The following is a 19,652-nucleotide window of genomic DNA, read 5'->3' as shown; positions in this document are numbered from 1 at the left end:
CCAACTGCTACTTCGTAACAACGCGGGCCTGCGGATCAGCGCGTGCCATGGTGTTCATGCTTGCCACAGCACCTCGCCCGGATGGATCATCATGTCGTAGGTGATCTGCACCCCCCGCACGCGCTGCTGCGGCGCAAGGCCGAAATCGCTCGCGATCGGTGAACTGTCGAGTGGTTCGAGCACCATATCGTAATCGAGCAGATGCGGCATTGCGTCGAAACGGGTCACCTGGCCCATCGCTTCGGTGATTGCCTGGTAGCATGCATTGCGGCCATCGGCGACGTCGCGAAACTGCTTGAGAAACAGTTGTGGCACGCGCTCTTCAATAAGATCGGCGATACTTTCGGCGGCAAATCCGAGCCCGGGATGCCAGCGCTCGATCGCGGGGGCGAGGTGGCTGTGCAAGGCGCGCGCCGCATCGCCGAACGAAGCGATCGAGCCCAGCGCCGGGCCGGGCGTCTCGCCGGCGGGCGTCAAGGTCAGCAGGCGGTGTCGCTGCTCCTCCGAGTCCGTGCCAAAGCTTTTGGTTGCGAACAAGTCCACGGTCAGCGTGTCGGCCGCGCGGCCCGGATCGCCGGGCAGCGCAATCCAGCCACGTTGTTTCATATAGCCGAAGATCTCTCGACCCGAGGCGATGGCAACGGGATTGTCGAGGATCAGATAGGGCATGACGAAGTCGAAATGCGTCGCGATGGTCCGCCCGTTTTCTTCGTGCACACGCACCGACGGAATCCAGAAGGTCAGTTCACGTTCGGGCGACCAGCCCATCTCCGGCACGTCGGTAAACACGCCGTGCCCGATATCGACGATCGACATCATCATCACCGGAGCGAGCGGCCGCACCTGTACCGCGCCGCCGCTGGGCTCGTCGAACAGCTTCCGGCAGCATGCCTCGAGTTTTGCAGGATCCGCCTCGAGCAGGAACGCCCACATTTTCGTGTCCTTGAGGCTGACCGGTCCGGGAAAGGTCATCAGCCCGCCATGGTCGACATATCGCGGCAACGCGCCCGCCGCGCCGCTGTCGCGCGGTGCGCCGGCAAGCACTGCCGCATCGACCCGGAGGATCGTCTCGGGCAGTCCGGAAATGGCGCGCGAGGCAAGCATCCCCGACACCGTCGTCGCTTCGAACGAGCCGAGATTTTGGCCGTTCTGGATCCAGTCTCCGGCGAGGAAAAGATTGTGGTAGGTCGAATCGGCGCTGCGCATCCGATGCTTCGACGATCCCGCTACGCTCAGCGTGTAGCGCTCGCCGGGATCGATATTTGCGCGGCTGTAGGTGCTGATCAATGTGCCCGCGCGCGGACCGCCCTTCCCGAACCGGTCCTTCCAGAACAACCCTGCATCGGAGTCGAGATAGGTCCGCGCCGCGGCGTCGACCGTGCCCTGGACCTGCGCCGGATAGCCCTGCTCGCTTGCCGGCGGAGGGAAAGGCGGGCAGGGCAGCGGGCCGCAGGCGATCTGCTCCGAAACCACGCCGCTGGCGGTCGGCCAGGCTTCGGTCTTGAGCACCTCCGAAATATCGGCCCAGCTATCGAGGTTGCTGAGATCATAGGCGCCGACCATCGCCGGATTGGTCCAGCCAAGCGTCTGCTCGTCGGCGGTCATCCAGGTCTGCAGGCTCTGCGTTGCCGTGGTCTGTAAAGCGTCGACCATCGCGCGCCACTCGGCCTTCTGCGCGATCAGTTGTTCGCAGATCGTCGGATGCGCCGCGGGCGGAATGGCGAGCACCAGCAGATCATAATCGCTGCCGGCGGTAAGTGTGAGCGGTTCGCCTGTGTCCTGCCACGGCGTCCAGCGCGATTCGAGATCGACCCTGGCCGCCTCCAGTTTCTCACCATCGACGATCTGGTCGTAGAGCGGGCGGTCTGGCCACACGCGTTGTCCCGAAGCCAGCATACGCAACGGCAGATACTCGGCTTCGTTCAGCGCCACCTGCCTGCCGATGCGGACTTCGGCGATCGCGGAGCCATCGGCTGCAGGTACGAGCTCGTCGACGCGCGCGAAAAATTCGAAGCGCACGCCGCGCGCGCGCAGCACCTCGTAAAGCGGCGCCATGATCAGGTCGCCGGTCGCGGTATTGAACTTCCAGATCAGCGAGCCCTGATAGCAGGCGGTATTCGTCAGCGAGACGAACATCGTGCCCGCCTCGACATTGCCGTCGCCCTGCCAGTCTCCGTCAGGATAGGCGAAGATCAAATCATACAGCGAGCGCACAAGCGCGGATTCAACCGCGATCTCGCCCGCGCCGTGGCTGCGCAGCCAGGCCTTGTAGTCAAGCGCATTGACGCGTTCGAGATTCGCCGCGGGATCGAGCAGCAGGCCATCGCGCAGGCCGCCGATCAGGCTCGACAATGAAAGCTCGGCCAGGATCCAGAACCGCCGCAGCTCGGTATCGCTGCCGAGTTTGCGGGCAACGCTATGGCCCATCCAGCGACGCACGGCGTCAAGCGCGCCCGCCAGTTCGGCATGATGGTGCGGCTGGTGGGTCGCGCTGTCGGGGTCAAGCGCCGTGACCAGCTCGATCGCCGTCCGCAGCACGTCGCGTCCCAGCGTCTCCGTCATCTGCTCGACCTCGCCGAGCATCTTGGCCAGCAGCCTTCGCCACCAGGAACGGTGTAGTGCTGGCCCCGGAGAAAAGGTTGGCGCATGGGTGTGCTGGCTGTGATGGTCGATCCATTCGAGGATCTGGATCATCCGCTGCCACAGGCTTGGCGCCGCATCGATGCCCGGCGTACCGGGGAACACCGTGGCGTCGATCACCCATGGCAGCCACTGCCCATCGACCTCTTCCATCAAGGTCATCGAGGCTTGCTGGGTGAAGCCGTCACGCCAGTCGGCAAAGGGCGGGTGCGCGGCCTCGCGGTAAAGCCCCTGAACCATGTGGAAGGCGTTTTCATATTGCCCCATGAACACATGCAGCCCGTGTTCCTGGATACGGTCGTGGATGTCCGCATTGCGTCCGGTGGCGCATTTTCCGCCGAGCCGCCAGCCAAGCTGATAGATGGTGACGCTGTAGCGCCCCTGCTGTTCGGGCGCGGTCAGGTTCAGCGCGGTGACAAGTCCGCCGAGGCCGCCCCCGAGGATCGCGACGCGCTGCGCGGTCACTGGCTCACCTTTCGCGAGGTGGCGCCGCCTTTGGCCGCCCTGCTCCTTCGGTTCGCGCGCGGCTTGGCGGAGCGCTTGGCTGCGGGCGCACCGTGCTGGTCATGGCGCGGCCACAGCGGCAGATCGCTGCGGTTGGCGAATATCTGGAAGCTCGCGAAGAGGAACGGAATGCCCATCGCGAAGGGCGAGATCAGGTGAATATCGTCGATTTCAGGATAGCCCAGCCAGGCATCGATGGCGGCCATGCTGCCGTACACGCCGACGGGCAGCCAGGCCATCACGCGCGAACGCGCGCCGCGCCACGGTCGATGCGGAAGACGCGTCTCGATCCAGCGGAATAGCAGGAACACGATGAATGCGGTCAGCAGCCAACCACGATAATTGAGCAACGGCACGCCGAAATGCTCGCCGCCATCGGCCCAGATCCATGCCGGATGGCCGAGATTGGTCTCGTCGAGCAGGACAGGAAGGCACCCCGCGCTGCCCGTCTCGCACGGGTGGAAACTCATGATCGGATCCATCGTCAGGTCCCAGGCGGTCATCACGAGCGCGCTCAGCGCCGCCATCCACGCGATCCATGCGGTGCCCGTCCTGACCGGAAACGGGCTGCCCTCGGCCAGCAAATTGGTCACGACATAGCTCGGGTAGAACATCATGTACCATGCGAAGGGGATCAGCGCGGGGATGCGGTCGAACAGCTTGAACCCCAGCAGGTCGGTATAGTGGTAAGGGCCGAAGATCGCGCCCGTGCTTTCGCCGACATATTCGAAGCCGAAGGAGATGGTTACGCACAGCACGAGCAGCGTGACCGCGCGGGGCCAGCCCAGCATCACCAGCGAATGAAGGAAGCAGAACAGCGCAAGCGTGGGGACGAGGATCGACCAGGGCAGGCGCTCAAGGGGAAGATTGAAGCCGCCCGTTCTGATTCCGATGTAGAACACCGTGGTTATCAGGAACAGCAGCATCAGCCAGACTGATCCCGGAACCTTCGATTGCGCCGCCTCGAGCCGTTCCATCGGCGTTTCCCCGTTTCAGGCTGGAATCGATATCTGCTTGCCTCCGAACACTGATTGCCAGCTCTCGATCTCAGCGACCACGATCGCGTCGGTTGCGTGGACCAATTCTGCAACGCACGCATAGTCCAGCGCGCTGTCGGGCGCGGACAGGAGTAACTTGATCCTGCGATGCACGGCGTCAAGTTTCTCGGCGGCTACCTCCGAAATCGCCGCGAAGCGCTCGAAATCGCCAAAGAAGCGGATGCCGGCGATGGCGCTGGCAAAGGACGGGAATATTACACCGAAGAGCGTGAAGTATTTGGAGGCGTGAGCCAGCAACCCCGATTCGATATGGCCCAGCGAGGTCGCAAGCTTGAGCGCAAGATAGGCGACAACCGAGATCACGGCGAGGAGGAACAGCACCCCCGACAACAGATCGAGCCGGTGGTGGACGCGTTTCAGCCGGTGCGCCTTGTCGAAATGATAGTCGCGCTGCGAAGCAACATGTTCGGCCAGCGGGCCTTCCAGCGCCTGACGCAGATAGGCGGGCGTCATCGCCACTCGCGGCAGGCCGATCTCGCGTATCGCCTGCCGCGCGTACCATTCGGGCCAGGACGTTGTCGTACCGCGCGGCCAGCGTCCAGGGGGACGCGTGACGCCGAGCAGGATCAGCAACGGGCTGTGTCTCAGATATTCTGCAACACGCCGCGTCTCGAACCACCGGCCGTGCCAGCGTCGGCGCTGCCCGACAAAGGTGATGATCAGGATGCCCGCAACGAGCAACAGTTCAAGCAACGCGAACGGCCATTTCCCCTCGGTGCTGAAGAATGGCAGATAGATAATGCCGCCAACCACGGCCAGGCTCGACAGCAGAAAGCTGACCATCATCCCCCCGCGATAGGCGTCGGACAATCGCGACGAGACCCCATCGGCCCATGCGAAGCGGCGCAGCACCGCGCGATCGATCGCGCCAGCGAGCATCGGATCGCCCTGCGGCAGCGCGCTGACCTCGGCCAGCAGCGCCGCACCGCTACCGCTGCCGATCGCTTCGGGCGGCTCATAGCGTTGGCGGATCGAGCGGAACGGCGACAATTTTGCGTCGTCGCCGAACAGCGCTTCGACCCGCCGATAGCCGTGCGCCAGCGGATTGCTGCGCGCGTGCCAGCGTTCCTGCGTCAGCGTGGCAAGCCCGCGGTCGCCCGCCGGCCGGGGCTGGGGCGCTTCGCCATCGGGGTCTAGCGCGGTGTGGACGAGCGCAACGAGCGCCGCGTCGCGCCCGTCAGCGGCTTCTTCGTTGGTCAGGGTGGCCAGCGATTCGGGCGCGTGGAGGATCCGCCACGCCTCGGGCTCGGCGGGGTCGATCCAGAGCACGGGCGCACCGCGGTCGAGCGCGGCGACCATCGTGTGGCCCGTCCCGCCGACATGCGCCGTGGTGATGCCGTCCCACAGCGCGATGACAATGTCGGATTGTTCGACCAGCGCGATTCCCGCGAGCGCGACGCGCTGCGACGTTTCGGCGTTGAACAGTCGCGCCAGCTCGGCGGCGTCGGGCGATTCGCACCGCGCCAGGAACAGCGCGGCGATATGCGTATCGCGTTCGGCCAGCTCGAACAGCCGCGCCTTATCACAGAGCGCCTCGATCGCCGCCGCACGCCCGGCGGTCGGGCCATCGGCGACGAGCCCGCCCGCCAGCAGCGCCCTTGCGGCGGCGTAAGAGACGGGCGCGGAATTGATCGCCGTATTGAGCTGGCGGCCGAACGGCAGCGGGCATGACAGTTCCCAGCCATGGTCAAGCGCGAGCCGCGCAGCAAGCTGATCGGTGCCATCGGCAAGAAGACAATGCAATCGGGTGGGCGCGGTCGGAGGCGCGCCGGGGATCGCCGGTGCGGTGGCGACACCATCCGAGATACGGGCGAGAATGGCGCCGAAGCACGCCTCTATCCGTGCGTGGTTAGCGGCAACGCCGGGATGCGATGCGCGGTGGCCAGTGACGCCGATGCACAGCCGGCGCGTGGGCGTCGGCGGCGCTTCGGAGGTCATTGGTCTTCCCCGGCCATGCATCCCCCTCGTTCGTGGCATGCCGAACGACCGTGCTTCCGCCCGGCCCGCCCGCGATTATGCGACCTTGGTCGGCAGAGATAAGTTCCTTCAGGGACGCGGCTGTCAAGCGATCATCGGATGCAGCCCGATTCATCGGGCGCTTGCCGGGCGCATCACGGCGCAGCCATGTTTGGCAATATCGGGCAGCGGCCGATCTGGCGGCCCTCCGGCAATTCCTCAGCGGAATGCCCCATTTTGCCAAAGCGATGACGCAAGAAACGAGCGTTATTCATGTGCTCGCGTGCTCCCGCATTCCTTGCAGCACCACACGACGGTTGCTCCGATCAGCCTCAAATCGGGCAAGTTCGCGGTCACTTCGCAAGATTGCCGAGATGATTCGCTGGCGGCCTTCCCTCCAGTCCGCAACGGCCTCTTCGCTCCCGCGCAGCAGTCGCCCCGCCTTGGTTACCCCGACGCGCAGCGTGACCACGGTCAGCAGCTTGAACAACGGCCAGTCGACCATTCTGAATAGCAGGTCCTGAAAGTCGCTTTCAAAGCGGCCGCAATCGCTGGCCGTGTTGCAGTTTTCAAGACGTCGGGAAAGCTGTTCCAGTTCAGCCCTGAGCGCTGCGTCCGCACAATCAGCCGCAGCCGGGACGAGTTCGTTGAACAGCAATGACGTGATGTTCACCGCTTCCTCGAATGACGTGGGGTTGGACCGGAGATATGCCGCGATCGAGCGCTCCAGCGCAGCAGCGTCGGGCCGTCTTCCATAATAACCCCCTCCTGGTCCGCGACGTGCTTCAAGGAGGCCTTCGTGCTCCAGCACCCTGGCCGCTTGCTGAATCGTGACAATGCCGACATCCAACGCCTTCGCCAGGTCCTGGAGCGCGCCGACGAGGCTGTCCGGCTCCGCGGCAAAGACCAGATCGCGCAGGCGATCCGCCGTGGTTGCGACAAGGTTCCGCCGCTGTGTCCCGTTAGCCGTCATTCTCCCTCTCCCTCAACTCGAACCTGCAATTCCTAGCATAGATATATCGGGTAGCTTTGCATATGTCCTTTGTTATCGGGATTGACTCCCCATAAATATGCACATTATTCTGTTCAGGAGTTAAAGAGAGATTCGGGCCAGCGCCGCGACGAACGTGCCCGACAGCAGAGGATGCGGATGGCAATGACGTTTCAGCAGCCAGTTTTGGATACGCTGCCGCGTTATCCGATCATCATTGGCGATTCGCTCGAGGAGGCAGGCAGCGGCGAGGCCCTTGCCCACATCTATCCCGGCACAGCCACTGTCACGCGCGAGCTGCGCATGGCCAGCCCCGCCGACGTCGATCGCGCCGTCGCAGCCGCACAGGCTGCTTTTCCGGCATGGCGCGCCATGCCTGGCGACAAGCGCCGCGACCTGATGCTCAAGCTCGCCGCCGTCATGGAGGCACAGGCGCAGGAGATGGCGCCCGTCCTGACGGCCGAGAACGGCGCGATCATGCTCGCCGGCGCCCACATGTCCTACGACGCCGCGCAAAAGTTCCGCTATTTCGGCGGCTGGGCCGACAAGATCGAAGGCCGCACCGTCGCCACCTGGGGTGGCCCGGCGCATGATTATGTGTCCTATGAGCCATACGGCGTCATCGGCGCAATCGTGCCCTGGAATGGCCCTCTGTTCGCCGCGACCATGGTGCTGGCCCCCGCGCTTGCGGCAGGCAACTGCATCGTCATCAAGGCGCCCGACCTCGCGCCTTACAGCGTGATGCGCCTTGTCGAACTGATCCGGCAGGCCGGCTTCCCGCCGGGCGTGGTCAACCTCGTCACCGGGGGCGCCGATGTCGGCAAGGCGATGGTGGCCCATCCCGGCATCAACAAGATCGAATTCATCGGCAGCGGAGCGACGGCGAAGAAGATCCTCGCCAACGCCGCGCAGACCCTCAAGCCCGTTGGCCTTGAACTCGGCGGCAAGTCCGCTGTGCTTGTCTTTGCCGACGCTGACCTCCAGGCAGCCGCCAAGCGCGGCCTTTCCGGCGCGGTCAGCGCCAACGGCCAGGGCTGCGTAAACGGCACCCGCCTCCTCGTCGAACGCGCAATCTACGAACCCTACCTCCAGATGCTCGCCGCGATGGCCGGACACATCAAGGTCGGCGATCCCTTTGCGATGGACACCATCATGGGACCGGTGATCTCCGAAGCTTCGCTCGGCCGCATCTCGGGCATTGTCGATCGCGGCGTCGCCGCCGGCGGCCGCCTGCTAACCGGCGGCGGACGGCTTGGTGGCGAGCATGGCGACGGCTATTTTCTGCCAATCACCGTCCTCGCGGATGTCGATCCCGCCAGCGAGATCGCGCGCAACGAGGTCTTCGGCCCGGTTCTCGTCGTAACACCCGTCGACAGCGAGGAAGAGGCGGTCGCGCTGGCCAATGACAGCGATTACGGGCTTGGCGCATATATCCACACCACCAACCTCGCCCGCGCCCACCGTGTCGCCGGGCAGTTGCAGGCCGGGCAGGTACAGGTGAACGGCTCAGGCGAAGCGATGACCCCCTGCGTCCCCTTCGGCGGCATGAAGCATTCGGGTCACGGCCGACTTGGAGGCGTCGAGGGCCTTCGCGAATTCCAGCAGGTCAAGAACGTCTGGGTCAATCTCCAGCCCTGATCCGCACAACCGGAAACACCGAGCGTCGACACCCGCGGAGAATTTGACGATGACCCTGCTCAGCCCTGCCGACCGTATCGCACGTGGCAACGCTATCGCCGCGGAGGTTACCGGCGTCGCCCTGCCGACACCGGCAACACCCTATGAGGAAAGCTGGCGCGATTTCATCTTCGCAGAGGTGTGGTCCCGTCCCGGGCTGGACCGGCGCGCACGGTTTCTCATCGCCATGGCCGGCGCGGCTCTGGCCAACGGTTCCGCCGACCACATTGACCGCTACGTGCGCGGTGCGCTGACAAGCGGTGAACTCAGCCTTGTCGAGCTGCGCGAGGCGGCCTTGCACCTGGCTGTCTATGGCGGCTGGACGAAGGGCGCCGAGCTCGAGGCCGCGGTTACCCGCGTGGCCGCAGCCCTCGGCCTGACGGCCGCCGAATGCCCGCCGATCCAGGCGGGAGCATGGGATCCTCAGGTGCGCAGCGAGGAAGGCGCGCAGGAATTCATCAACGTCATGACCTTTCCCGGCGCCCCGCCGGCCTCGCCCTATCTCGAAGCGATCCCAAACTTCGTTTTCGGCGAGATGTGGTGTCGCCCGGGGCTGGACCAGCGGGCCCGACGCTGGATCACGCTGGTGGGCGTGTGCGAATCCGGCGCAGAAGTCCCGATCAAGACCCATGTTCATGCCGCGATGGCGAGCGGCAACTGCCAGCCCGACGAGATGCAGGAATTCGTCCTGCAATATGGCACGCAGGCCGGCTGGCCCAAAGCATCGGTAGTTCAGGGCGCGGTCTTCGAAATGACGAAGAAGATCGCAGCCGGATTGCCGTGGAACGGTTGAAGGGGTTGAAATTATGACAACAGACATGACCGGCAAGGTCGCACTGGTAACCGGTGCCGCCTCTGGCCTTGGCCGGGCGACGGCGCTCAAGCTGGCTGGTGCCGGTGCGAACCTGTGCCTGGTCGATCTCAATGAAGCCGGCCTTGTCGAGACCGCGGCGCTGCTGGACGAGCGGGGGGTCGAAGTTCTGATCCATCTTGCCGACCTGTCCGAAGCGACGGCGTGTTCAGAAGCCGTCGAGGCAACAGCAACGCGGTTCGGGCGGCTGGATGCGCTGTGCAACGTGGCCGGCCTGATCTACCTCGCCAATACGCCGCAAATGCCGCTCGAACAGTTCCAGCGAACCCTTGATGTGAACCTGGCGGCACCATTCCTGCTCTCGCAAGCCGCGATACCCCATCTGCTGGAAAGCCATGGCGCGATCGTCAACGTCGCCTCCTCGGCCGCGTTCATCGGTGAGGCCTACGCCGCTGCCTATTGCGCCAGCAAATGGGGCCTGTTGGGCATGACCAAGGCCATGGCGATGGAATTCGTCAAGCAGCCGATCCGTATCAACGCGGTAGCTCCAGGCGGCATGGTGACGAACATCGCGACCAATTTCCGTCCTCCGGAAAACTGCGACTTCGAGCTGATCAAGCGGTTCTCCGGCCTGCGAGGCACCGTGGAAGTCGACGACGTCGCGGACATGATCCTGCTGCTGGCCTCCGACGCCGGCCGCGGGTTCCACGGCGCGTGCGTCAATATCGACGCCGGCATCACGGCAGGGTGATTTCATGACCGACATGCCGGGCGCCGCCCCATCCAACACCATCAGGGTCGGCTTCATCGGCCTGGGCAGCCAGGGCGGCCCGATGGCCGAACGGATTCTCGCCGTTGGCCATCCGCTCACCGTGTGGGCCAGGCGCGCCGAAGTGCTCGAACCCTTCGTCGTACAGGGTGCGATTGCTGCCGGATCCATTGCTGAACTGGGCGGAGCCTGTGACGTAATCGGCGTTTGTGTCATTGATGACGCCGGCGTTTTGGCCGTGTGCGACGAGCTGGTTCCGGCCATGCGCCCGGGCAGCCTGCTGGCGATCCACTCCACCATCCTGCCCGAAAGCTGCGAGGCGCTGGCCGCGCGTTGCGCTGCGGGCGGGATCCATTTCCTCGATGCGCCGGTAAGCGGTGGCGGACAGGCCGCGGCCGCCGGCACGCTGACCGTGATGTGCGGCGGCGGCGCCGACGCCTTTGCCCGGGCGAAGCCGGTGTTCGAAAGCTTTGCCGGCACCGTGGTCCATCTCGGTCCGGCAGGCTCGGGCCAACGCGCGAAAATCGTCAACAATGCGCTGATGGCCGCCAATATGGGCCTGGCGCATGCGGCGCTGGCCGCGGGTGAGGCTCTGGGGATCGAGCGCAAGGCGCTGGCGGAACTGATCAAGGTGAGCAGCGGACGCAGTTTCGGTTTCGAGGTCTATGCGCGTCTGCCCAGTCCGCAGGCTTTCGCGCACGGCGCGCCGCTGCTGGTCAAGGATGTGAAGCTGTTAGGAGCGGTATTGCTGGGCCACGCCGGCGTGGCAACGCTGCGCGATGCAGCCTCCGGCTTCCTTGCGGCCGCTACCGGGCAGGATATCTGAGGAGCATATAGAATGGCATTTTCAATCGACCAGTTTCGCCTTGACGGCAAAGTCGCGATCGTGACTGGCGCCGGCGGGCGCGGCAACTCTATCGGTCGGGCCTATGCCTTTGGCCTTGCCAAGGCGGGTGCCGCCGTCGTCGTTGCCGATATCAACGAGGCGGGCGCGAAAGCTGTCGCCGATGAGATTGCGGCCACCGGGGCAAAAGCCATCGGGGTGCGCGTGGATATTACCGATCCGGCCTCGGCCAAGGAGATGGTCGCGGCCGCAAAGGACGAATTCGGCGGCGTCGATATCCTCGTCAACAATGCCGCGCTGATGGCCGAGCTGGGGCATCAGAGCATTGCCGACGTCCCGCTCGAAGACTGGAACCGCACGCTCAACGTCAACCTCACCGGTGCCCTGATATGCTGCCAGGCCGCGATTCCCGCCATGCGCGAGCGCGGCGGCGGGCGGATCGTCAATCAGACCTCGGGCGGCGCGTTCCCGGCGATTGGCATCTACGGCATCGGCAAGCTGGCGCTGGTCGGCCTGACGACCACGCTGGCCAAGGCCTTGGGCAAGGAAGGCATCACCGCCAACGCCATCGCCCCGGGCAACGTCACTTCGGATGCGGGCAAGCAGTTGGTGCCTGACGATTCCCCCTTCCTACAGTTCCTCAAGATGACGGTCGCCAGCCGCCCGCAAGGCGAGCCGGACGAACTGGTCGGCGCCCTGCTCCTGCTGTGCTCCGAAGCCGGCGCCTGGATTACCGGCCAGACGCTGCACATCGATGGCGGCTGGGTCCTGCGTCCCTGATGGGCTGAGGCGTCCCGCCCGTCGAGGAAACGATCAAGTTTCTACGATTTGAATAGCTTTCGATGGAGGCGCGCAGCGCTCCCACTTCAACCAATCAGGATCTAGATGTCCGCGCGCCGAGCCTTCCATTCGGCGGCGCTTTGCGCCCAGCAGTCGACACGCTCGGATTCGAAGGGCGCAGGGAGTGCGGTTGGGCCGCGATTGACCGCGCCCAGACGCGCGGCGAGCCGGATCGAGGCGGCGTTGTCGGGATTGATGGTGTGGATCACTTCATCCCAGCCGAACTGATCGAAGGCGAAGTCGATGCTCGCGATCGCCGCCTTGCGTGCATAACCCTTACCCGCAAATTCGCGCGCGACGCCCCAGCCGACCTCGGTGCCCGGCCAGCCCTCGGGCTGCCACGGGCCGACGCGCCCGACCCAGCGCCCGCTTGCGCGTTCGATCAGCGAGAACATCGCGAAACCGTTGATGTGCCAGGCGCCCGCCATCGCGCAGATACCCCGCCATGCGGCCGCGCGCGTCTGCACGCCGCCAAGGAAGCGCATCGTCTCCGGATCGGCGTGGAAAGCGACCCAGTCCTCGAAATCCTCGCGCGCGGGAGGGCGAAGCACCAGATGCTCGGTAACCAGCATGGGACCGCCCAAGGTCATGACAAATCCCCTGAAATGCCCGGAAACAGGGTCCTAGCATCAGTGGCCGCGCGGCGGCAAGCGGGGGACACCCCCGTGGACGCTTTACCGGTGCGGTACCGACGCCTAGCCTTGCCCCCTGACACGGGAGAAAGCGCATGAGCGGTATCACCCCCTATCTCACCATCGCCGATGGCCGCGCCAGGGACGCCGTCGCCTTCTATCAGGACGCCTTCGGCGCGGAGCTGGTCGAGACGCATGACGCCGATGACGGCAAGCGACTGATGCACGCGCATCTGCGGCTCAATGGCGGCGAGCTGATGCTGTCCGACGACTTTCCGGAATTTCACGGCGGACAAAGCAGCGCGGCACCCGGCGGGGCGCGGCTGCATCTGTCGGTCGACGATGCCGATGCGGTGTGGAATCGCGCGGTCGCCGTGGGCGCCGAGGTCACCATGCCGCTCGCCGACGACCAGTTCTGGGGCGATCGCTACGGCCATATCCGCGACCCGTTCGGTCAGAGCTGGTCGATCGGGGCGCCGATACGCAAGGGGTAGATATCGCTTGTCGTCACGGCGCAACGCGCTGAATCCTGCGCCTGCCAGTGCTCCGGGCTTGACCCGGAGCCCATGCCGAAAACGCCAATGCGCCCGGACGAATGGGCTCCTGCTTTCGCAGGAGCACTGATGGAGATTGAGCGGATTCCGCCTTCAGAACCGGCTGCGCAGCTCGAGCATCGCGATCGCGGCCTTGGCCGCCTCGCCGCCCTTGTCCTTTTCCTGCCGCCTGGCGCGGGCAAGCGCCTGCACTTCGTTCTCGACGGTCAGGATGCCGTTGCCGATCGGAATGCCGTCGAGCGTGAGCGCCATGATGCCGCGCGCGCTCTCGTTGGAGACCACCTCGAAATGATAGGTCTCGCCGCGGATGACGATGCCGATCGCGACATAGCCGTCATAGCGCCCGCTTTCGGCCGCCAGCGCGATCGCGGCGGGGATTTCGAGCGCGCCGGGAACGGTGATCGTTTCGTGCGCATGGCCCGCGTCCTCCAGCGCAGTCCGCGCGCCATCGAGCAGCATATCGTTGAGATGGTCGTAGAAGCGTGCTTCCACGATCAGGAATTTCGCCATGTTCAAGCCCTTCCGCAATCGATCGGGCGTTCCCCAACGATGGAAAGGCCATAGCCGTCAAGCCCGACAAGCGTGTGGTGGCTGTTGGTGAGCAGCACCATGTCCTGCACGCCCAATTCGGTCAGGATCTGCGCGCCGACGCCATAGTCGCGCAGTTCCTCGGGATCGAAATCATGCACGCCAGCCTTGCCCTGGATCGCGGTGGTGAAGAAATCGGCGCGACGCTTGTTGATGACAACGACGACGCCCGCGCCCTCCTCGCCGATCAGCTCCATCGAGCGCTGGAGCAGGCGGCCGCGCTCGTCATCCTCGGCGAACAGGTCGCCAAAGGGCGAGAGCACGTGCATCCGGACGAGCGTCGGCTTGTCGTGATCGATCCGACCCTTGACCAGCGCGACCTGCTCGGTGCCGGTCGCCCTGTTGTGAAAGCTGAGCGCGCTCCATTCGCCGCCCCAGCGGCTTTCGAACTTCGCCTCGGCCTTCTTCTCGACGAGATGGTCGTGCTGCCGGCGATAGGCGATGAGGTCGCGGATCGTGCCGATCTTGAGCCCGTGCTCCTGCGCGAATTCGACGAGATCGTCCATCCGCGCCATCGTGCCGTCGTCCTTCATGATCTCGCAGATCACGCCCGAAGGATTGAGTCCGGCGAGGCGCGACACGTCGACCGCAGCTTCGGTATGGCCGGCGCGCACGAGCACACCGCCTTCGCGCGCGACGAGCGGGAAGACATGGCCCGGCGTCACGATGTGTTCGGCGCCCTTCGAGGAATCGATCGCCACCGCCACGGTGCGCGCGCGGTCCGCCGCGGAGATGCCCGTGGTCACGCCGTCGCGCGCCTCGATCGAGACGGTGAAGGCGGTTTCGTGCCGCGTGCCGTTGCTGCGGCTCATCAGATCGAGGCCGAGCTGGTCGACGCGTTCCTTGGTGAGCGACAGGCAAATGAGCCCGCGCCCATGCTTGGCCATGAAATTGATCGCATCGGGTGTCGCCATCTGCGCGGGGATGATCAGATCACCCTCATTCTCGCGGTCCTCGTCGTCGACAAGGATGAACATGCGGCCGTTGCGCGCTTCGTCGATGATGTCTTCGATCGGGACCAGAGCCGGAGTCGCTTCGCGCTGGATCAGATATCTTTCCAGTTTCTTGAGCGTCTCGGCGGTCGGATTCCACTCCGAGTCGTCGAGGCTGCGCAGCGAGTTGGCGTGAAGTCCGGCGGCGCGCGCGAGGCCGGAGCGGGAAATGGCGCCTTCGGCGACAAGGTCGCGAACGCGCTCGATCAGGAGAGTGCTCATATCCCGGCATTATCACACTGAAATGTGATATGCCAGAATAGAAATCACATCAGCCTGTATGGCTTTCCATGACAGCGCGCATCCGGCCGAGGTAACGCGCCAGCACGTCGATCTCGATGTTGAGCGCGCGACCGATCGCCAGCGCGTCGAAGGTGGTGACCCCGGCGGTGTGCGGGATGATATTGACGCCGAACTCGACGCCATCGGCGGTATCGGTGACGCTGTTGACAGTCAGCGAGATGCCGTCGAGCGTGATCGAGCCCTTGGGCGCGAGATAGGGCGCCAGATCGCGCGGCGCGGCGATGGTGACGCGGTGCGAATCGCCCTCGTCGACAAGCGCGACGATGCGCCCGACCCCGTCGACATGGCCCGTGACGATATGGCCGCCGAGCTCGTCGCCGATCCTGAGCGCGCGTTCGAGATTGAGGCGATTGCCCTGACCCCATTGTCCCTCGGCGGTGCGCGAGACGGTCTCGCCCGAAATATCGACTGCGAACCAGCCCGGCCCCTTGTCGACGACGGTGAGGCAGACGCCCGAACAGGCGATCGAAGCGCCAAGATCGACGGTGGCCGTGTCATAGCCCGTCGCGATCACCGCGCGCAGATCGCCGCGCCGTTCGATGTTCGTGATCGTGCCGATATCGGTGATGATTCCCGTGAACATGCCTGCCTCATAGATCGCGCTTACAATGATATCCGCTCATCCTGAGGAGAGGCTGAGCTTGGCGAAGCCACGTCTCGAAGGATCCTTCGAGATGCCGTTTCGGCTTCGCTCAACGGCTCCTCAGGATGAGCGGCCTGCGGTCGATACTCCGTTCTCCCGAACGCGCTCGTAGACTTCGAGCCGGTCGCTGCCAAGCATGCGCGTGTCGGCGAGGCGCCAGCGGCCATGTGCATCGTCGAGCCGTTCGAGCCCGATATCGCCGAGCGCCGCCTTGCCATGGCCGATCAGGATCGGCGCGCGGTAGAGCAGCAGCCGGTCAACGAGATCGTCGGCGACAAATGCTGAGGCGGTGGTGGCCCCACCTTCCACGAACAGATGGTCGACATCCTCAAGTGTGCCAATGGCATGTGGATCGCGCACGCCCTCCCAGCCCTGCGGCGGATCGCCACGCGTGAGCAGCGCGCGGCGCGGACTGCGTGCCTCAAGCCCGGCAAGCCGCACATCGAGTCGCGGCTGATCGGTTTCGAAGGTGCCGCGCCCGACGAGGATCATTTCGTGGCGCGATCGCTCCAGATGCGTATGCGCGCGTGCGGCATCGCCGGTGATCCAGCGGCTTGCGCCGCTGACCAGCGCTATGCAGCCGTCGAGCGAGGTTGCGAGCTTGAGCGTCACATGCGGACGCCTCAAGGCGCGGCGCGTGAGGAATCCCGCCATGGCGCGGCGTGCGGCGTCCGCGCCCATGCCCGTCTCGACCGCGATGCCCGCGGCGCGCAATGCGGCGAAGCCGGCGCCGTTGGTGCGCGGATCGGGATCGCCGGTCGCGGCAACCACGCGCGCGACGCCAGCCGCAATCAGCGATTGCGAACATGCCGGCCCGCGCTGACTCGGGTGCGCGCAGGGTTCGAGCGTGACATAGGCGGTTGCCCCACGGGCGGCGTCACCGGCCTGTTCGAGCGCCATCGCCTCGGCATGGGGACGCCCGCCCGGTTGAGTCCAGCCGCGTCCGATCACGACGCCATGGTTGACGATCACGCAGCCGACATTGGGATTGGGTGCGGTCTGGCCGCGGCCGCGCCCGGCGAGCGCAAGTGCGGCGGCCATGAAGCGCGTGTCCCGGCTCAAAGCCCGAGATCGTCCATCTTCTTGTCGAGCCTCTGGAAGCTCTTCATCCGCTCCTGCCGCCTCTTTTCAAGCTCGGCCTGGAGGACCTTTTTCTTTTCCATGTCGATCTTCTGCTGCGCACGGATCTGTTCGAGGCTGCGATCGAGCGGCCAGCTTTCGACATATTGCACGTCGCGCTTCCACGGCTTTTCGAATCGCGAATCGACGTAGAAACCCGCGATCAGCAGCGTGGTAATCATGATCGACAGGAAGCCGAAAATCAGCTCATGCTTCTGGCGCATCGCGAGAAATCCGCGCAGATCGCGGAGCGCGCGCCAAGGAGAAACGGGCCGGGGGAAGATTGCCATGGCGCGCAAGATAGTCGTTTGGGCCATGCGATTCCACCCCCGGCGGGTTCGGGCGGTCAGCCCGTGATCTCGAAGCGCACCGTCATCTCGCGCCAGCCCTCGACCGGAACGCCGTCGCGCGTGGCCGGCGTGAAGCGCCATTTCCTGAGCGCCTGGCTGACGGTGACCTCGTAGAACGCGTCGTCTGCGGCCTCGACGCGCTCGACCTGCTTCACGCGTCCGTCGGCGCCGACGAGGACGCGGACGACGACGACGCCCTCCTCGCCCAGCCGCTGCTTGCCCGGGGGATAGGGCGGCTGGAAGGCATTGAGATATTTGCGAGCGATCTGCGGACCGACAAAGATGGGATTGTGCGGAGGATCCTGGACGACGGTGCCCGGGCCGATAGTGCCGGGGAGCGGCGGAGTGTCACCCAAAGGCTTTTCGACGATGAATCCGCTGTCCTTCGGTGGAAAGACGAGGGTGGTCGGCGTGATCTGGCTTGCGGGCGCCGGTTTGGGCTCGACCTTTTGCTTGATCGGCTCGGGTGGGATTGGCTCTGGATCAGGGACCTCGATCGGATCGATCAGCCGGATATATTTGATGCCCTCGGGAATGATCTCCGGACTGCTGAAGAGCAGCGCACCGATGATCGCGCCGTTGATCGCCATGGCCGCGCCGAGACTGCTCGGGCTGCGGGTTTTCTGGTCGAGATAGCCTCCTGCGCTGTGCATGACGTCCCTCCTCTCGTGCGGCGCCACGGTCGGCACCGCGTGAAGATTATGTTACATCATAACACGATTCGCGCAAGGCCATTTCCTGAGGACAATGACGATCATTCCCGGGAGTCGCGTTTCGCCCCGTCGAGCGTGCGCTGATGGAGATCGCGTTCAGCCTCGTCGACCGCCTTCTGGGCCGCGGTACGACCGAATTTTGCGCGATTCGCCTCGGCCTGCTGCGTGGCGTCGGCGCGCGCCTTGGCCTTGCGCGCCTGCCGTAGGTTGACGATCTCCGCCATGCTCAGGCGGCCGCCGCGAGCCGCGCCAGCGCGCGATCCCTGCCGATCAGCGGAAGCAGTGCGGCCATGTCGGGGCCGTGATCGCGGCCGGTAAGCGCGCGGCGCAGCGGCAGAAACAGCGGCTTGCCCTTGCGTCCCGTTGTTTCCTTGAGCGCACCGGTGAGCGCATGCCAGGGATCGGCCGACCAGTCGATCTGCGCCGCGGCCCTGGCGGCCTCGACAAGATAGGTGCGGTCCTCATCGCCGATATCCGACGCAGCAATGGGCCCCTCGACCACCGCCCACCAATCGGCCGCCTGCACTACCGTTTCGAGATTGGGCCGGACGGCAACCCATGCGGCTTCGTCCATACCAGCAGGCAGGCGATCAGCCACCACGGCATAGTCTAGCTGGTGGACGATGCGCGCGTTGAGTTGCGCCAGCTCTGCCTCGTCGAAACGTGCGGGCGCGCGACCGAAATGCGCAAAGTCGAAGCTGTCGATCAGCGGCTGCGGATCGGTGACCGCCTCGACGGGATCGCTGGTGCCGATGCGCGCAAGCTTGGCGATCAGCGTGACGGGCTCGATACCCACTTCGCGGAAATGGTCGACGCCCAGCGAACCCAGGCGCTTGGAAAGCTTGCCCTCGCTGCCCGTCAGCAACGCTTCATGCGCGAACTGGGGGGCTTCGGCGCCGAGCGCGGCGAACATCTGGAGCTGGGCTGCAGTGTTGGAAACATGATCTTCGCCGCGCACGACATGCGTGATGCCCATCTCGACATCGTCGATCGCCGAGGGGAGCATGTAGAGCCAGCTTCCATCGGCGCGACGGATCACGGGATCCGAAAGCAGCTTGGGATCGAAGCGCTGTTCGCCGCGGATGAGGTCCTGCCAGACGATCAGCGTGTCGTGATCGAGCCTGAAGCGCCAGTGCGGCTGGCGGCCCTCGGCGTCGAACGCGGTCCGCTCGGCATCACTCAGCTTCAGCGCGCCCCGGTCATAGACGGGCGGCAGGCCGCGGCCGAGCAGCACCTTACGCTTGAGGTCGAGTTCCTGTGCAGTCTCGTAGGCCGGATAGACGCGACCCGCGGCTTTCAGCACCGCAAACCTTTCCTCATAGAGCGCGAAGCGTTCGGACTGGCGCGCCTCGCCGTCCCAACCTAGCCCCAACCATGCGAGGTCGTCGCGGATCGCGGTAACATTCGCTTCGGCCGAACGCTCGGCATCGGTATCGTCGATCCTGAGCAGGAAGCGCCCGCCATGCTTCTTCGCCCACATCCAGTTATGGAGCGCGGTGCGGATATTCCCGACGTGGAGACGGCCGGTGGGCGAAGGGGCAAAACGGGTGGTGACGGTCATAGAGTTGCCTTTAGTGTCATTCCCGCGAAAGCGGGAATCCAGAGTCGCCCGCGCGGATATTCGACATCGTCTGGATTCCCGCTTTCGCGGGAATGACAGAGAAATAA

19 protein-coding genes are annotated in these 19,652 nt (G+C 65.0%); 6 read left to right on the top strand and 13 right to left on the bottom strand.

The features are described 5' to 3' along the window. Nucleotides 1-54: 54 nt before the first annotated feature. The 4 genes from D3876_RS05730 to D3876_RS05715 form a co-directional block, all read right to left on the bottom strand. A complete protein-coding gene (locus D3876_RS05730) occupies nt 55-3,105 on the bottom strand; it encodes an NAD(P)-binding protein (RefSeq protein ID WP_119760236.1) in 3,051 nt (1,016 codons plus the stop codon). Further along, nucleotides 3,102-4,121: a carotenoid biosynthesis protein gene (locus D3876_RS05725; protein ID WP_119760235.1), complete on the bottom strand. Its 1,020-nt coding sequence runs from the start codon at nt 4,119-4,121 to the stop codon at nt 3,102-3,104. The genes D3876_RS05730 and D3876_RS05725 overlap by 4 nt, the downstream gene beginning before the upstream one ends. A gap of 15 nt (nt 4,122-4,136) precedes the next feature. Further along, nucleotides 4,137-6,140 (bottom strand): hypothetical protein, encoded by a 2,004-nt coding sequence (locus D3876_RS05720; RefSeq protein WP_238475259.1) that lies wholly within the window; start codon nt 6,138-6,140, stop codon nt 4,137-4,139. Nucleotides 6,141-6,429: 289 nt separating this feature from the next. Next, complete coding sequence (locus D3876_RS05715) at nt 6,430-7,131, bottom strand: helix-turn-helix domain-containing protein (protein ID WP_119760231.1); 702 nt, start codon at nt 7,129-7,131, stop codon at nt 6,430-6,432. A 183-nt stretch (nt 7,132-7,314) separates the two neighbouring features. On the opposite strand from D3876_RS05715, the gene D3876_RS05710 reads away from it, so the two are divergent. The 5 genes from D3876_RS05710 to D3876_RS05690 are packed head-to-tail and all read left to right on the top strand — an operon-like array spanning nt 7,315 to nt 12,030. Continuing rightward, complete coding sequence (locus D3876_RS05710) at nt 7,315-8,787, top strand: aldehyde dehydrogenase family protein (protein WP_119761089.1); 1,473 nt, start codon at nt 7,315-7,317, stop codon at nt 8,785-8,787. Between the two features lie 49 nt (nt 8,788-8,836). Beyond that, complete coding sequence (locus D3876_RS05705; RefSeq protein ID WP_119760229.1) at nt 8,837-9,619, top strand: carboxymuconolactone decarboxylase family protein; 783 nt, start codon at nt 8,837-8,839, stop codon at nt 9,617-9,619. 25 nt (nt 9,620-9,644) lie between these two features. Beyond that, the gene (locus D3876_RS05700) at nt 9,645-10,388 is read left to right on the top strand and encodes an SDR family NAD(P)-dependent oxidoreductase (RefSeq protein ID WP_238475258.1); all 744 of its coding nucleotides are present in this window, start codon (nt 9,645-9,647) and stop codon (nt 10,386-10,388) included. A gap of 4 nt (nt 10,389-10,392) precedes the next feature. Next, nucleotides 10,393-11,232 carry an NAD(P)-dependent oxidoreductase gene (locus D3876_RS05695; protein WP_238475257.1) on the top strand — a complete coding sequence of 280 codons (840 nt, stop codon included), beginning with the start codon at nt 10,393-10,395 and terminating at the stop codon, nt 11,230-11,232. Nucleotides 11,233-11,244: 12 nt separating this feature from the next. Next, nucleotides 11,245-12,030, top strand: coding sequence for an SDR family oxidoreductase (locus D3876_RS05690; RefSeq protein ID WP_119760226.1), 786 nt, complete (start codon nt 11,245-11,247; stop codon nt 12,028-12,030). A 101-nt stretch (nt 12,031-12,131) separates the two neighbouring features. Here D3876_RS05690 and D3876_RS05685 read toward each other — a convergent pair whose 3' ends face one another. After that, nucleotides 12,132-12,680 carry a GNAT family N-acetyltransferase gene (locus tag D3876_RS05685; RefSeq protein ID WP_119760224.1) on the bottom strand — a complete coding sequence of 183 codons (549 nt, stop codon included), beginning with the start codon at nt 12,678-12,680 and terminating at the stop codon, nt 12,132-12,134. Between the two features lie 137 nt (nt 12,681-12,817). Between D3876_RS05685 and D3876_RS05680 the strand changes: the two genes are divergently transcribed. After that, on the top strand, nt 12,818-13,216 hold the full coding sequence (locus D3876_RS05680; RefSeq protein WP_119760223.1) for a VOC family protein: 399 nt from the start codon (nt 12,818-12,820) through the stop codon (nt 13,214-13,216). A 153-nt stretch (nt 13,217-13,369) separates the two neighbouring features. Here the strand turns inward: D3876_RS05680 and ribH are convergent, their stop codons facing one another. From ribH to gltX, 8 genes are all read right to left on the bottom strand, one after another. Beyond that, the gene (gene ribH / locus D3876_RS05675; protein WP_119760220.1) at nt 13,370-13,786 is read right to left on the bottom strand and encodes a 6,7-dimethyl-8-ribityllumazine synthase; all 417 of its coding nucleotides are present in this window, start codon (nt 13,784-13,786) and stop codon (nt 13,370-13,372) included. A gap of 2 nt (nt 13,787-13,788) precedes the next feature. Next, nucleotides 13,789-15,078 carry a 3,4-dihydroxy-2-butanone-4-phosphate synthase gene (ribB, locus tag D3876_RS05670; protein WP_119760218.1) on the bottom strand — a complete coding sequence of 430 codons (1,290 nt, stop codon included), beginning with the start codon at nt 15,076-15,078 and terminating at the stop codon, nt 13,789-13,791. 49 nt (nt 15,079-15,127) lie between these two features. After that, entirely contained in the window at nt 15,128-15,742 is a 615-nt protein-coding gene (locus D3876_RS05665) for a riboflavin synthase (RefSeq protein WP_119760217.1), read from the bottom strand. A gap of 120 nt (nt 15,743-15,862) precedes the next feature. After that, on the bottom strand, nt 15,863-16,864 hold the full coding sequence (gene ribD, locus D3876_RS05660) for a bifunctional diaminohydroxyphosphoribosylaminopyrimidine deaminase/5-amino-6-(5-phosphoribosylamino)uracil reductase RibD (RefSeq protein WP_274378958.1): 1,002 nt from the start codon (nt 16,862-16,864) through the stop codon (nt 15,863-15,865). Beyond that, a complete protein-coding gene (locus tag D3876_RS05655; RefSeq protein ID WP_238475256.1) occupies nt 16,861-17,238 on the bottom strand; it encodes a hypothetical protein in 378 nt (125 codons plus the stop codon). The genes ribD and D3876_RS05655 overlap by 4 nt, the downstream gene beginning before the upstream one ends. A gap of 29 nt (nt 17,239-17,267) precedes the next feature. Beyond that, nucleotides 17,268-17,924: a TonB family protein gene (locus D3876_RS05650; RefSeq protein WP_238475255.1), complete on the bottom strand. Its 657-nt coding sequence runs from the start codon at nt 17,922-17,924 to the stop codon at nt 17,268-17,270. 101 nt (nt 17,925-18,025) lie between these two features. Then, a complete protein-coding gene (locus D3876_RS05645; protein WP_119760212.1) occupies nt 18,026-18,208 on the bottom strand; it encodes a DUF4169 family protein in 183 nt (60 codons plus the stop codon). Nucleotides 18,209-18,210: 2 nt separating this feature from the next. Continuing rightward, a complete protein-coding gene (gene gltX / locus D3876_RS05640; RefSeq protein WP_119760210.1) occupies nt 18,211-19,545 on the bottom strand; it encodes a glutamate--tRNA ligase in 1,335 nt (444 codons plus the stop codon). Between the last annotated feature and the right edge of the window lie 107 nt (nt 19,546-19,652).

Origin of the sequence: Sphingomonas cavernae (assembly GCF_003590775.1) — a bacterium.
Taxonomy (GTDB): domain Bacteria; phylum Pseudomonadota; class Alphaproteobacteria; order Sphingomonadales; family Sphingomonadaceae; genus Sphingobium_A; species Sphingobium_A cavernae.
Note: the sequence above shows the minus strand (reverse complement) of the source record. Positions and strands in the feature narration are given on the sequence as shown.

What these genes read in the sequence shown, in the direction of transcription:
- D3876_RS05725 (WP_119760235.1), bottom strand. Translation starts at nt 4,121, where the DNA reads ATGGAACGGCTCGAGGCGGCGCAATCGAAGGTTCCGGGATCAGTCTGG.
- D3876_RS05720 (WP_238475259.1), bottom strand. Translation starts at nt 6,140, where the DNA reads ATGACCTCCGAAGCGCCGCCGACGCCCACGCGCCGGCTGTGCATCGGC.
- D3876_RS05715 (WP_119760231.1), bottom strand. Translation starts at nt 7,131, where the DNA reads ATGACGGCTAACGGGACACAGCGGCGGAACCTTGTCGCAACCACGGCG.
- D3876_RS05710 (WP_119761089.1), top strand. Translation starts at nt 7,315, where the DNA reads ATGACGTTTCAGCAGCCAGTTTTGGATACGCTGCCGCGTTATCCGATC.
- D3876_RS05705 (WP_119760229.1), top strand. Translation starts at nt 8,837, where the DNA reads ATGACCCTGCTCAGCCCTGCCGACCGTATCGCACGTGGCAACGCTATC.
- D3876_RS05700 (WP_238475258.1), top strand. Translation starts at nt 9,645, where the DNA reads ATGACCGGCAAGGTCGCACTGGTAACCGGTGCCGCCTCTGGCCTTGGC.
- D3876_RS05695 (WP_238475257.1), top strand. Translation starts at nt 10,393, where the DNA reads ATGACCGACATGCCGGGCGCCGCCCCATCCAACACCATCAGGGTCGGC.
- D3876_RS05690 (WP_119760226.1), top strand. Translation starts at nt 11,245, where the DNA reads ATGGCATTTTCAATCGACCAGTTTCGCCTTGACGGCAAAGTCGCGATC.
- D3876_RS05685 (WP_119760224.1), bottom strand. Translation starts at nt 12,680, where the DNA reads ATGACCTTGGGCGGTCCCATGCTGGTTACCGAGCATCTGGTGCTTCGC.
- D3876_RS05680 (WP_119760223.1), top strand. Translation starts at nt 12,818, where the DNA reads ATGAGCGGTATCACCCCCTATCTCACCATCGCCGATGGCCGCGCCAGG.
- ribH (WP_119760220.1), bottom strand. Translation starts at nt 13,786, where the DNA reads ATGGCGAAATTCCTGATCGTGGAAGCACGCTTCTACGACCATCTCAAC.
- ribB (WP_119760218.1), bottom strand. Translation starts at nt 15,078, where the DNA reads ATGAGCACTCTCCTGATCGAGCGCGTTCGCGACCTTGTCGCCGAAGGC.
- D3876_RS05665 (WP_119760217.1), bottom strand. Translation starts at nt 15,742, where the DNA reads ATGTTCACGGGAATCATCACCGATATCGGCACGATCACGAACATCGAA.
- D3876_RS05655 (WP_238475256.1), bottom strand. Translation starts at nt 17,238, where the DNA reads ATGGCCCAAACGACTATCTTGCGCGCCATGGCAATCTTCCCCCGGCCC.
- D3876_RS05650 (WP_238475255.1), bottom strand. Translation starts at nt 17,924, where the DNA reads ATGCACAGCGCAGGAGGCTATCTCGACCAGAAAACCCGCAGCCCGAGC.
- D3876_RS05645 (WP_119760212.1), bottom strand. Translation starts at nt 18,208, where the DNA reads ATGGCGGAGATCGTCAACCTACGGCAGGCGCGCAAGGCCAAGGCGCGC.
- gltX (WP_119760210.1), bottom strand. Translation starts at nt 19,545, where the DNA reads ATGACCGTCACCACCCGTTTTGCCCCTTCGCCCACCGGCCGTCTCCAC.